General features: G+C 72.0%; 12 protein-coding genes. All 12 read left to right on the forward strand.

What is annotated here, in order from left to right; translation table 11 throughout:
* The first annotated feature begins 59 nt into the window (after positions 1-59).
* Positions 60-662 carry a bifunctional pyr operon transcriptional regulator/uracil phosphoribosyltransferase PyrR gene (pyrR, locus tag ACXR8F_RS08225; RefSeq protein ID WP_045192260.1) on the forward strand — a complete coding sequence of 201 codons (603 nt, stop codon included), beginning with the start codon at positions 60-62 and terminating at the stop codon, positions 660-662.
* A complete protein-coding gene (locus ACXR8F_RS08230) occupies positions 659-1,660 on the forward strand; it encodes an aspartate carbamoyltransferase catalytic subunit (RefSeq protein ID WP_045192261.1) in 1,002 nt (333 codons plus the stop codon). Before pyrR ends, ACXR8F_RS08230 begins: the two co-directional genes overlap by 4 nt.
* Entirely contained in the window at positions 1,657-2,994 is a 1,338-nt protein-coding gene (locus ACXR8F_RS08235; RefSeq protein WP_458799649.1) for a dihydroorotase, read from the forward strand. Before ACXR8F_RS08230 ends, ACXR8F_RS08235 begins: the two co-directional genes overlap by 4 nt.
* On the forward strand, positions 2,991-4,211 hold the full coding sequence (gene carA, locus ACXR8F_RS08240) for a glutamine-hydrolyzing carbamoyl-phosphate synthase small subunit (RefSeq protein WP_458799651.1): 1,221 nt from the start codon (positions 2,991-2,993) through the stop codon (positions 4,209-4,211). Before ACXR8F_RS08235 ends, carA begins: the two co-directional genes overlap by 4 nt.
* On the forward strand, positions 4,211-7,543 hold the full coding sequence (gene carB, locus ACXR8F_RS08245; protein WP_458799653.1) for a carbamoyl-phosphate synthase large subunit: 3,333 nt from the start codon (positions 4,211-4,213) through the stop codon (positions 7,541-7,543). The genes carA and carB overlap by 1 nt, the downstream gene beginning before the upstream one ends.
* Positions 7,540-8,442, forward strand: coding sequence for a dihydroorotate dehydrogenase electron transfer subunit (locus ACXR8F_RS08250; protein WP_458799655.1), 903 nt, complete (start codon positions 7,540-7,542; stop codon positions 8,440-8,442). The genes carB and ACXR8F_RS08250 overlap by 4 nt, the downstream gene beginning before the upstream one ends.
* The gene (locus ACXR8F_RS08255) at positions 8,442-9,392 is read left to right on the forward strand and encodes a dihydroorotate dehydrogenase (RefSeq protein ID WP_045192266.1); all 951 of its coding nucleotides are present in this window, start codon (positions 8,442-8,444) and stop codon (positions 9,390-9,392) included. The genes ACXR8F_RS08250 and ACXR8F_RS08255 overlap by 1 nt, the downstream gene beginning before the upstream one ends.
* A gap of 70 nt (positions 9,393-9,462) precedes the next feature.
* Positions 9,463-10,305, forward strand: a complete 843-nt coding sequence (gene pyrF / locus ACXR8F_RS08260; protein ID WP_458799658.1) for an orotidine-5'-phosphate decarboxylase — start codon at positions 9,463-9,465, stop codon at positions 10,303-10,305.
* A 48-nt stretch (positions 10,306-10,353) separates the two neighbouring features.
* Complete coding sequence (locus ACXR8F_RS08265; protein WP_458799660.1) at positions 10,354-10,815, forward strand: hypothetical protein; 462 nt, start codon at positions 10,354-10,356, stop codon at positions 10,813-10,815.
* Positions 10,816-10,866: 51 nt separating this feature from the next.
* The gene (locus ACXR8F_RS08270) at positions 10,867-11,250 is read left to right on the forward strand and encodes a hypothetical protein (protein ID WP_458799662.1); all 384 of its coding nucleotides are present in this window, start codon (positions 10,867-10,869) and stop codon (positions 11,248-11,250) included.
* Positions 11,251-11,384: 134 nt separating this feature from the next.
* Entirely contained in the window at positions 11,385-11,702 is a 318-nt protein-coding gene (gene mihF / locus ACXR8F_RS08275) for an integration host factor, actinobacterial type (RefSeq protein WP_045192272.1), read from the forward strand.
* A complete protein-coding gene (gene gmk / locus ACXR8F_RS08280; RefSeq protein ID WP_458799663.1) occupies positions 11,702-12,340 on the forward strand; it encodes a guanylate kinase in 639 nt (212 codons plus the stop codon). Before mihF ends, gmk begins: the two co-directional genes overlap by 1 nt.
* The last annotated feature ends 34 nt before the right edge of the window (positions 12,341-12,374 follow it).

Below are 12,374 nucleotides of genomic sequence, written 5' to 3' on the forward strand. Positions count from 1 at the left end.
CACGGCGACGACATCCTTTAACCACCGTCCTGTGAGGCGGGGAAGGAGGTCCAGCGGCTGTGACCTGCCCTGACCTGAGTGCATCTGCCCAGTCATCGACCGATCGCTCGAGCATCCCCGACGACGCTCGCGACGTGATGACCGAAGGAGACGTCTCCCGGGCGCTGCGGCGCATCGGGCACGAGATCCTCGAGCGCAACAAGGGGAGCGAGGGGCTCGTCCTCCTCGGGATCCCCTCGCGCGGCGTCCCGCTCGCCCGCCGCCTCGCGGCCGGCATCGAGCAGGTCGAGGGCCGTCCCGTCCCGGTCGGCGAGCTCGACATCACGCTCCACCGCGACGACCTGCGCCGCAACCCCGTGCGCACCGCCCACCGGTCGCGCATCCCCGACGGTGGCATCGACGACAAGGTCGTCGTCCTCGTCGACGACGTGCTCTACTCGGGGCGCACGATCCGGGCCGCCCTCGACGCGCTCTCCGAGCTGGGGCGACCGCGTGCCGTGCGGCTGGCGGTGCTCGTCGACCGCGGCCACCGCGAGCTGCCGATCCGCGCCGACCACGTCGGCAAGAACCTGCCGACGTCGCGCGAGGAGCGGGTGCACGTGCGCGTCGCCGAGCTGGACGGGCTCGACGTCGTGCGCATCAGCGGGGGCGAGGCCCGATGACCAGGCACCTCATCTCGTCGGCCGACCTCAGCCGTGCGGAGGTCGAGGACATCCTCGAGACCGCCGCGTCGATGCACGACCTCCAGCGCCGCGAGGTCAAGAAGGTGCCGACCCTGCGCGGCCGCACCGTCATCAACTTCTTCTTCGAGGACTCGACCCGCACCCGCAGCTCGTTCGAGATCGCGGGCAAGTGGATGTCGGCCGACACCATCAACCTCTCGGCCAAGGGCTCGTCGACGAGCAAGGGCGAGAGCCTGCGCGACACCGCGATGACGGTCGACGCCATGGCCGTCGACGCCCTGGTGATCCGGCACAACGCCTCCGGCGCCTGCCAGCAGGTGGCCCAGTGGGTGCGCTGCAGCGTCATCAACGCCGGGGACGGCACCCACGAGCACCCCACGCAGGCGCTGCTCGACGCGTACACCCTGCGCACGCGGCTCGGCGACCTCGACGGCAAGCACGTCGTCATCGTGGGCGACCTCACCCACTCGCGCGTCTTCCGCAGCAACGTCATCACGCTGAAGACGCTCGGGGCCAAGGTCACCGTCGTCGCCCCGCCCACGCTGATGCCGAGCGGCATCGGCGCGTGGAGCACGGCGGACGGCTTCGCCACGAGCTGGGACCTCGACCCGGTGCTCGACGGCGAGGGCGAGCACGGCCCGGTCGACGCTGTCATGATGCTGCGCGTCCAGCGTGAGCGGATGAGCGGCGGGTTCTTCCCGACGCCCCGCGAGTACACCGTCGGCTACGGCCTCACACGCGACCGGCTCGACCGGCTCGTCGCCCGCAACGACGGCGTGCTCGTGCTCCACCCGGGCCCGATGAACCGTGGCCTCGAGATCGCCCCCGAGGCGGCCGACTCGCCGCAGTCCGTCGTGCTCGACCAGGTTTCCGCCGGCGTCGCCGTGCGGATGGCCGTGCTCTACCACCTGCTGGCCGGCGACGACACGCCTGCCCCCGTCGCCGCCACCCCCGTGACCGAAGGAGCCGCCCGATGAGCCGCCTCGTGATCCGCGGCGCCCGCCTGCTCGGTGCCGACGCCGCCGACCTGCTCGTCGAGGACGGCGTCGTCACCGAGGTCGGCTCGGTCTCGGCCCCGTCCGACGCCGAGGTGCTCGACGCCGACGGCCTCGTCGCGCTGCCAGGTCTCGTCGACCTGCACGTGCACCTGCGCGAGCCCGGTCGCGAGGACGCCGAGACGATCGCCACCGGGTCGGCAGCCGCCGCAGCCGGCGGCTTCACGGCCGTCTTCGCGATGGCCAACACCAACCCCGTCACCGACACGGCCGAAGCGGCCGAGCGCGTGCTCGACCTCGGGCGCGCCTGCGGCCTCACCGAGGTCGTGCCGGTCGGCGCCGTGACGAAGGGTCTGGAGGGGGCCGAGCTCGCCGAGCTCGGCCTCATGGCCCGGTCGCGCGCCAAGGTCCGGGTCTTCAGCGACGACGGACACTGCGTCCACGACGCACGCATCATGCGGCGGGCGCTCGAGTACATCAAGCCCTTCGGTGGCGTCATCAGCCAGCACGCGCAGGACCCGCGCCTCGCCGGCCGCGAGGCCTGCTGCCACGAGGGCGAGGTCTCCGGCCGCCTCGGGCTGCCCGGCTGGCCCGGCATCGCCGAGGAGTCCGTGGTCGCCCGCGACGTCATGCTGGCCCGCCACACCGGCTCGCGCGTCCACGTCGCGCACGTCTCCACGGCCGGCACCGTCGAGGTGATCCGCTGGGCCAAGGCGCAGGGCATCGACGTCACCGCCGAGGTGACGCCGCACCACCTCGCACTGACCACCGACCTGCTGGTCGGCTACGACCCCGTCTACAAGGTCAACCCGCCGCTGCGGCCGACCGAGGACGTCGAGGCGCTGCGAGCAGCCCTGGCCGACGGCACGATCGACGCGGTCGCCACCGACCACGCACCGCACGCCCGCCACGACAAGGAGCACGCCTTCGTCGACGCGGCGTTCGGCATGCTCGGGCTCGAGACGGCGCTCTCGGTGGTCAGCGACGTGATGGTCCACGGCGGTCTGCTCGACTGGGCCGACGTTGCCCGGGTCATGTCCACCACTCCGGCCCGCATCGGCGGGCTGGCCCACCAGGGAAGGGGACTCGCCGTCGGCGCCCCCGCCCACATCACCCTCGTCGACCCCGACCGCGAGGTCACGGTCGACGCCGCCGCGAGCCGCAGCCGCTCGCGCAACAACCCGTGGCACGGGCGCACCCTGCGCGGAGCCGTCGAGGCGACGGTCTACGCAGGGCGCGTCACCCACGACGCCCGCAACGGGGCGGGCACCCGACGAGAACTGACGAACGCGACGACCTCAGGGGCAGACCTGTGACGACCCAGACACCGCTGACCGTACCCACCCGCGACGGGCACCCGGGCCGCACCCGCGTGGCGGCGACCCTCGTGCTCGAGGACGGTCGCACCTTCCGCGGCGCCTCCTACGGAGCGCTCGGCCAGACGGTCGGCGAGGCGGTCTTCTCCACCGGCATGACCGGCTACCAGGAGACCCTCACCGACCCCAGCTACCACCGCCAGGTCATCGTCATGACGGCGCCGCACGTCGGCAACACCGGCGTCAACACCGAGGACGACGAGAGCAGCCGCATCTGGGCCGCCGGCTACGTCGTGCGCGACCCCGCGATCCGCTCGTCGAACTGGCGCGCCACCCGCGACCTCGAGGACGAGCTCGCCGACCAGGGCGTCGTCGGCATCTGCGACATCGACACGCGCGCGCTGACCCGCCACCTTCGCGAGCGCGGCGCCATGCGTGTGGGCATCTTCAGCGGCGACGCCGCCGAACGGGGCGACGACGAGCTGCTCGACGCCGTCCGCACAAGTCCGCAGATGGCGGGCGCGGCCCTCGCCGCCGAGGTCACCACCGCCGAGCCGTATGCCGTCCCGGCCGTCGGCGAGAAGCGCTTTACCGTCGCGGCCATCGACCTCGGCATCAAGGCGATGACGCCGCAGCTCATGGCGCAGCGCGGTATCGAGGTGCACGTCCTGCCTGCCACCGCCACGATCGACGACGTGCTCGCGGTGGGGGAGTCCGGCCCCGACGGCGTGTTCTTCTCCAACGGCCCCGGTGACCCGGCGAGCGCCGAGCACGAGGTGACGCTGCTGCGCCAGGTGCTCGACCGCGGCCTGCCGTTCTTCGGCATCTGCTTCGGCAACCAGCTGCTCGGCCGGGCCCTCGGCTTCGGCACCTACAAGCTGAAGTACGGCCACCGCGGCATCAACCAGCCGGTCATGGACCGCACGACCGGCAAGGTCGAGGTCACGGCCCACAACCACGGCTTCGCCGTCGACGCGCCCCTCGACGAGGACAGCGACACGGCATACGGCCGGGTGCGGGTCTCGCACGTGTGCCTCAACGACGACGTCGTCGAGGGGCTCGAGTGCCTCGACCGGCCCGCGTACTCCGTCCAGTACCACCCCGAGGCAGCCGCCGGCCCGCACGACGCCGCCTACCTCTTCGACCGTTTCACGGAGCTCATGACCAACCGACAGACCAACCACCAGCAGATCTCGGCGAGCGAGGGGGCCCACTGATGCCGAAGCGTGACGACATCAAGAGCGTCCTCGTCATCGGGTCGGGGCCGATCGTCATCGGCCAGGCGTGCGAGTTCGACTACTCGGGCACCCAGGCCTGCCGCGTGCTGCGCGAGGAGGGCATCCGCGTCATCCTCGTCAACAGCAACCCGGCGACGATCATGACCGACCCCGAGTTCGCCGACGCGACCTACGTCGAGCCGATCACCCCCGAGGTCGTCGAGGCGATCATCGCCAAGGAGCGCCCCGACGCCGTGCTCGCCACCCTCGGTGGCCAGACGGCCCTCAACTGCGCGATCTCGCTGCACGAGAACGGCGTCCTCGAGAAGTACGGCTGTCCGCTCATCGGCGCCAACGTCGACGCCATCGAGCTCGGCGAGGACCGCGAAGCCTTCAAGGGCGTCGTCGAGCGCTGCGGCGCCGAGTCGGCCCGCTCGATCATCTGCCACTCGATGGACGAGCTGCTCGCCGCCGCCGAGGAGCTCAGCTACCCCGTCGTCGTGCGCCCGTCGTTCACGATGGGCGGGCTCGGGTCCGGCTTCGCCTACGACGAGGCCGACCTGCGCCGCATCGGCGGTCAGGGGCTGCAGTACTCCCCGACGACCGAGGTGCTCCTCGAGGAGTCGATCCTCGGCTGGAAGGAGTACGAGCTCGAGGTCATGCGCGACCACGCCGACAACGTCGTCGTCGTCTGCTCCATCGAGAACCTCGACCCCATGGGCGTGCACACCGGCGACTCGATCACCGTCGCACCGGCGCTGACGCTCACCGACCGTGAGTACCAGCGGCTGCGTGACATCGGGATCGCCGTCATCCGTGAGGTCGGCGTCGACACCGGCGGCTGCAACATCCAGTTCGCCGTCAACCCGCGCGACGGCCGCATCATCGTCATCGAGATGAATCCGCGCGTCTCCCGCTCGAGCGCCCTGGCCTCCAAGGCCACCGGCTTCCCAATCGCGAAGATCGCCGCGAAGATGGCGATCGGCTACACGCTCGACGAGGTGCCGAACGACATCACCCGTGAGACGCCGGCGAGCTTCGAGCCGTCGCTGGACTACGTCGTCGTGAAGGTGCCGCGCTTCGCCTTCGAGAAGTTCCCGGCCGCCGACCCGACGCTGACGACGACGATGAAGTCGGTCGGCGAGGCCATGGCCATCGGCCGCAACTTCACCGAGGCCCTGCAGAAGGCTCTGCGCTCGCTCGAGAAGAAGGGCGCGAGCTTCCACTGGGACGGCGAGCTGACGAAGGTTGCCGCCGAGCGCGCGCTCGAGGAGGCCAAGACCCCCACCGACGGCCGGATCGTGTTGGTGCAGCAGGCCCTTCGAGGCGGCTGCACCGTCGAGGAGGTCCACGAGGCCACCGGTATCGACCCGTGGTTCCTCGACCAGATCGCGCTCGTCAACGACGTCGCGGCGATGCTCGCCGAGGCCGACCAGCTGACGCCCGAGCTGCTGCGGCTCGTCAAGCGCCACGGTTTCAGCGACGCGCAGATCGCGAGCATCCGGCGTATGCCGCAGGCCGTGGTCCGCGGCGTGCGCCACGCGCTCGGGGTGCGCCCGGTCTACAAGACCGTCGACACGTGCGCGGCCGAGTTCGCGGCCGCGACGCCCTACCACTACAGCTCGTACGACGAGGAGACCGAGGTGGCGCCGCGAGAGCGGCCCGCCGTCATCATCCTCGGCTCCGGGCCCAACCGCATCGGGCAGGGCGTCGAGTTCGACTACTCCTGCGTGCACGCGTCGTTCTCCTTGCGCGACAAGGGATTCGACACGGTCATGGTCAACTGCAACCCCGAGACGGTGTCCACCGACTACGACACGAGCAGCCGCCTCTACTTCGAGCCGCTGACGCTCGAGGACGTGCTCGAGGTCATCCACGCCGAGAGTCAGGCCGGCCCGATCGCCGGTGTCATCGTGCAGCTCGGCGGCCAGACCCCGCTCGGCCTGGCGCAGGCGCTCGAGGACGAGGGCGTGCCCATCGTCGGCACCTCGCCGGGCGCCATCCACCTCGCGGAGGACCGCGGCGCCTTCGGGCAGGTGCTCGCCAAGGCGGGGCTGATCGCCCCCAAGCACGGCACGGCCTTCAGCGCCGACGAGGCCCTGGCGGTCGCCCGCGAGATCGGCTACCCGGTGCTCGTGCGCCCGTCGTACGTGCTCGGCGGGCGCGGCATGGTCATCGTCTACGACGACGACTCCCTCGTCACGTACGTCGAGAAGGCCACCGAGGCGAGTCCGGACCACCCGATCCTCATCGACCGCTTCCTCGACGACGCGATCGAGATCGACGTCGACGCGCTGTTCGACGGCGAGGAGATGTACCTCGGAGGCATCATGGAGCACGTCGAGGAGGCCGGCATCCACTCCGGCGACAGCTCGTGCACGCTGCCGCCGGCGACGCTCGGCGACGGCGAGCTCGAGCGGGTGCGGGTCGCGACCCGCAAGCTCGCCGAGGGCATCGGCGTCCGCGGCCTCATGAACGTCCAGTTCGCGCTGGCCCAGGACATCCTCTACGTCATCGAGGCCAACCCGCGCGCGTCGCGCACGGTGCCGTTCGTCGCGAAGGCGACGGGCGTGCCGCTCGCCAGCGCCGCCGCCAGGGTCATGCTCGGCGCGACGGTCAAGGAGCTGCGCGAGGAGGGCATGCTGCCCCCTTCCGGCGACGGTGGCGCCATGCCGGCGCACGCCCCGGTGTCGTGCAAGGAGGCGGTGCTTCCCTTCAAGCGCTTCCGCACGAAGGAGGGCGTCGCGGTCGACTCGCTCCTCGGGCCCGAGATGCGCTCGACGGGCGAGGTCATGGGCATCGACGTCGACTTCGGCTCGGCCTTCTCCAAGGCCCAGCAGGGCGGTGGCTCGGCGCTGCCGCGCTCGGGCGCGATCTTCGTGTCGGTCGCCAACCGTGACAAGCGCGCGATGCTCTTCCCGGTCAAGCGCCTCGTCGACCTCGGCTTCACGATCCTCGCCACGAGCGGCACGGCGGCCGTGCTGAAGCGCAACGGCATCGAGGCCACGGTGGTCCGCAAGATCACCGAGCGCGACGGCGACGCGCCGGGGGAGAAGTCGATCGTCGACCTCATCCTCGACGGGACGGTCCAGATGGTCGTCAACACCCCGAGCGGCCAGGACGCTCGCGCCGACGGCTACGCCATCCGGGCGGCCACGACGAGCGCCGACAAGCCGATCATCACGACGATCGCCACGCTGGCGGCGGCCGTCCTCGGCATCGAGGCCGGCCTCACCGAGGAGATCCGGGTGAAGTCGCTCCAGGACCACGCGCGCGACCTCGACCTCTACGGGCGGAAGGACGCCCTCGTCGGGACGGGGGCCACCGCGTGACAGGCCCTGTGACCGAGCGCGGGCTGCGTGCCCGTGTGACCCAGGAGGTCGCCGAGGTCATCGCGACCCGCCGCGTCGGCGCCTACCAGCACCTCACGCTCGTCGCCCCGGGGGTCGCCGAGCTGGCGCGCCCCGGCCAGTTCGTGGCGCTCGCCGTCGGTGGCGAGTCCTCCGGCACGCTGCTGCGGCGCTCGTTCTCGATCCACAAGGTCAGCCCGAGCGGCACCTACGGCGGCACCGTCGAGATCGTCGTCTCGGCGGTCGGGGCGGGCACCCGCTGGATCGTCGACCGCGCGCCGCACGACACCATCGACGTCGTCGGTCCGCTCGGCAAGGCGTTCCCGCTCCCCACCGACCCGGTCGCCTGCGTCCTCGTCGGCGGCGGCTACGGCAGCGCCCCGCTCTTCTGGCTCGCCGGCGAGCTGCGCGAGCGCGGCTGCCACGTCGAGATGGTGCTCGGCGCCGCGAGCGAGGACCGCCTCTTCGGCGTCGTCGAGGCACGGCGCAGCTGCGACGGCGTCACCGTCACGACCGACGACGGCTCGGCCGGCCAGCAGGGCTGGGTCAGCGACGTGCTGCCCGACATCATCGACCGCACGAAGGCCGGCGTCGTCTACGGCTGCGGCCCCATGGGCATGCTCGAGTCGATCACCCGGGTCGCCGACGACCACGGCGCAGTCGCGCAGGTGGCCGTCGAGGAGTCGATGGCCTGCGGCATCGGCGTGTGCATGACGTGCGTCATGCCCGTGGTGGGCTCCGACGGGCGTACGCGCATGGTGCGCTCGTGCGTCGAGGGCCCCGTGTTCCGGGGCGACCGCGTCCGTTGGGACGCCTTCGACGGGGGGCACGCGAGGGTGCCCGACGATGCCGTCGGCGCGCCGAAGGTGGGTGGGCACTGATGGTCGACCTCTCCGTGGACCTCGGCGGCGGCCACCGCCTGCCGAACCCCCTCATGACCGCGTCGGGCTGCGCCGCGAACGGCAAGGAGCTGCACCGCTTCTTCGACGTGTCGGACCTCGGCGCCTTCGTCACCAAGTCGGTCATGGCCGACCCCCGTTCGGGGCGCGGCACCCCGCGCATGGCCGAGACGCCCTCGGGCATGCTCAACTCGATCGGCCTGCAGGGGCCGGGCATCGAGGCGTTCGTCGACGAGGACCTGCCGTGGCTGCAGTCCGTCGGCGCCCGGGTGCTGCCGTCGATCGCGGGCAGCTCGAGCACCGAGTACGCCCACGTGGCCGCGACGCTCCGGGCCAGCAGGGCGTTCGACGCCGTCGTCGGTGTCGAGGTCAACATCTCGTGCCCCAACGTCGCCAACCGCGGGCTCGTCTTCGCGTGCGACCCGATGGCGTCGGCCAAGGTCATCGCCCTGGTGCGCGAGCAGCTGCCGCGTGACGTCCCCGTGTTCGCCAAGCTGAGCCCCGACGTCACCGACATCACCGCGATCGCAGCCGCCTGCGTCAAGGCCGGCGCCGACGGTCTGACGATGATCAACACCCTGCTGGGCATGGTCATCGACACCGACCGGATGCGTCCGCAGCTCGGCGGCGTCACCGGCGGGCTCTCGGGTCCCGGCATCAGGCCCGTCGCCGTGCGCGCGATCTGGCAGGTGCGTCAGGCGATGTTCGAGGGCCGCATCCCGACCGTGCCGATCATCGGCGTCGGGGGAGTGCGCACCGGACGTGACGCGCTCGAGATGGTCGCCGCCGGCGCCAGCGCCATCCAGGTCGGCACCGTGGTCTTCAACGACCCGTCGGCCCCCGTCCGGGTGCTGCGCGAGCTGTGCGAGCTGCTCGAGGCCAAGGGCTACGACCACTTCACCGACGCCGTGGCCGTCGCCCACGGCCGCTGACGGCCGCCGCCCTTCCCTCCACACCCTCCCACCCCTGCCCCTCCCGACCGCCGAGCGGAGACCCACGACCATGACGCAGCCCTTCGGAGCGCGCCTGCAGCTCGCCATGCGAACCCACGGACCCCTGTGCGCGGGCATCGACCCGCACCGCGGCCTCGTGGAGTCGTGGGGCCTGACCTACGACGTGAGCGGCCTCGAGCGGTTCGCCCTGACGTGCGTCGAGGCGTTCGCCGGGCGGGTCGCCGCCGTGAAGCCCCAGTCGGCCTTCTTCGAGGTGTTCGGCAGCCGCGGCGTCGCGGTGCTCGAGCGGGTGCTCTCCGAGCTGCGCGAGGCCGGCACGCTGACGATCCTCGACGCCAAGCGCGGCGACATCGGGTCGACGATGACGGCATACGCGGAGGCCTACCTCGGCGACGACGCGGTGGCGCCGCCCGACGCGCTCACCGTCAGCCCGTACCTCGGCTACGAGTCGCTGCGCCCGGCGATCGACCTCGCCGAGCGCACCGGCCGGGGCCTCTTCGTGCTCGCGCTCACCTCGAACCCGGAGGGGGCCAGCGTGCAGCACGCGGTCCGCGACGGGGAGTCCGTGGCGGCCTCGATCGTGCGGGGGGCCGCGCGTGACAACGCGCCGGCGCACGACCGTGGCGAGCTGGGAAGCATCGGTCTCGTCATCGGGGCCACGGTCGGTACCGCTGTGCAGGACCTCGACCTCGACCTCGTGGGCGCCGCGACACCCGTGCTGGCGCCGGGCTTCGGCGCCCAGGGCGGCACCGTCGGGTCGCTGGGCTCGACGTTCGGGGCCGCGCGCGCCCAGGTGCTCGCCGCCTCGAGCCGCGAGATCCTCGGGGCCGGTCCCGAACCGCGCCACCTCGTGGCAAGGACGACCCAGGTGGCCGACTCGCTGCGTGGTTGACGACCACCTGGCGTCGCCGGCCCCCGGGCCTCGGGTATGTCACGGTGCATGACTCACGCCACGTCCGTTCGCCGAATCCTCGCCACGTCGGCCGCTGCGGCGGTGATCCCGTTGGCCGCGGCCTGTGGCTCCGGCACCACGCCTCCTGCCACGACTGGCGGCTCCTCGTCGAGCTCGGCCGCGGCCGGCTCCTCGAGCGCCACGGCCGCCGCCGACGCCGGCGCGCAGGGCTACTGCGACGCCCTCAAGTCGGGACAGAAGGAGCTGGAGTCGATGTCGGCGAAGGTCACCGACAAGGCGGCGCTCGAGCAGGGTCTCGGCGTCCTCGAGAAGATCCGGGCGGCGGCACCGGCAGAGGTGAAGTCGTCGTGGGGCGACTTCGTCGAGTTCGTGAAGACGGCGGCCGCCGGCAACACGAGCGCGATGGCGGGGGCGATGGAGAAGATGCAGGCCGCCAGCACCAAGATCGCGAGCCACGCGAAGGCGACCTGCAACATCGACATGTCCTGACGGGAACGGACCGCCCGGCGCGGGGCGCCTGACACCGCCTACGGTGTGGCCATGCGAACGACCGGCAGCCCCGCGCGGTGCATCGCGGCTGCGCTCCTGCTGTCGACGGCCGTCCTGGGGTCGTGCTCACCGGCGCCGGAGCAGCCGTACTGCGACGCGCTGGTCTCGGCCGAGGCCGAGTGGAAGGACGCCGGCGCGTCGCTCGCCGACCCCGCGTCCGCCTCCCGCTTCCTGCGCACCGTGACACGCATCGAGCAGCAGGCGCCCGAGGAGGTGCGCGCGGACTGGAAGGCGCTCCACACCCTCTTCGCGAAGTTCACCGTCGCCAACCCCGACCTCGGGGCCCTGACGGCGCAGCTGAAGGGTTTCCAGAGCTCCGCCAAGCGCATCGAGACCCACGCCCACGAGACGTGCGGGGTCGATCTCGGCAGCTAGCCAGGCGGGTGGTCCCGCACCCGCGTTGCGGCGCGCACCGGCGGATCGCTAGGTTCGGCGGAGACAACACGTGAGACGTGACGAACGGCGGGGGAGCGAGGGCATCCCCGCAGGCAGCGAGGAGACCGAAGACCGTGGCGCTACCACCGCTCACCCCCGAGCAACGGGCCGCAGCACTCGAGAAGGCTGCAGCCGCACGACGGGAGCGGGCCGCGGTGAAGAACCGGCTCAAGTACTCCAGCGGCTCGCTCGCCGAGGTCCTCGAGGACGGCAGGACCGACGCGGTCATCGGCAAGATGAAGGTCACCGAGCTGCTCGAGTCCATGCCCGGTGTCGGACGCGTGCGCGCCCGGGCCATCATGGCCGAGGTGGGCATCGCCGAGTCGCGCCGCGTGCGCGGCCTCGGCGCCAACCAGGTCGCTGCGCTGCTGCGCCGCTTCGAGAAGCCGTGATGTCGGCTGACCCGACGCCGGCCTCACCCACCCAGCACGACGCACCCGAGGGCGCCGCGGCAGCGGAGAGCCCGCGAGGCCGGCTCACGGTGCTGGCCGGCCCGACGGCGGTCGGTAAGGGCACCATCGCGGCCTACGTGCGCACGCACTTCCCCGGCGTGTGGTTCTCGGTGTCGATGACGACGCGCCGTCCGCGGCCGGGTGAGGTCGACGGCGTGCACTACCACTTCGTGGACGACCAGGAGTTCGACCGCCTCGTCGAGGCCGGACAGTTCCTCGAGCACGCCGTCGTGCACGGCGCGGCGAAGTACGGCACGCCGCGCGGCCCCGTCGAGCGCGTCATCCGGGAGGGGCGCGACGCCCTCCTGGAGATCGACCTGCAGGGCGCGCGGCAGGTGCGCGAGACGTGGCCCGACGCGCTCTTCGTGTTCCTCGCGCCCCCGAGCTGGGACGAGCTGGTGCGGCGGCTCGTGGGCCGCGGCACCGAGGACGAGGCCGAGCGGGAGCGCCGGCTCACCACCGCGACCGCCGAGATGGCCGCCCAGAGCGAGTTCGACGAGGTCGTCGTCAACGACGACGTTCGTCGTGCGAGCGAAGAACTCGTATCATTGATGAGATCGGGACGCGCCGAGAGGTGAGTCCCGTGTGATGTGTGCCGCGCGACGGGGTGCC

Source organism: Terrabacter sp. AAH1, assembly GCF_054456855.1.

Excerpts from the sequence above, each read along its gene's own strand:
- ACXR8F_RS08265 (WP_458799660.1), top strand. The coding sequence starts at position 10,354 with ATGACTCACGCCACGTCCGTTCGCCGAATCCTCGCCACGTCGGCCGCT.
- ACXR8F_RS08235 (WP_458799649.1), top strand. The coding sequence starts at position 1,657 with ATGAGCCGCCTCGTGATCCGCGGCGCCCGCCTGCTCGGTGCCGACGCC.
- carB (WP_458799653.1), top strand. The coding sequence starts at position 4,211 with ATGCCGAAGCGTGACGACATCAAGAGCGTCCTCGTCATCGGGTCGGGG.
- ACXR8F_RS08255 (WP_045192266.1), top strand. The coding sequence starts at position 8,442 with ATGGTCGACCTCTCCGTGGACCTCGGCGGCGGCCACCGCCTGCCGAAC.
- pyrF (WP_458799658.1), top strand. The coding sequence starts at position 9,463 with ATGACGCAGCCCTTCGGAGCGCGCCTGCAGCTCGCCATGCGAACCCAC.
- ACXR8F_RS08230 (WP_045192261.1), top strand. The coding sequence starts at position 659 with ATGACCAGGCACCTCATCTCGTCGGCCGACCTCAGCCGTGCGGAGGTC.
- ACXR8F_RS08270 (WP_458799662.1), top strand. The coding sequence starts at position 10,867 with ATGCGAACGACCGGCAGCCCCGCGCGGTGCATCGCGGCTGCGCTCCTG.
- gmk (WP_458799663.1), top strand. The coding sequence starts at position 11,702 with ATGTCGGCTGACCCGACGCCGGCCTCACCCACCCAGCACGACGCACCC.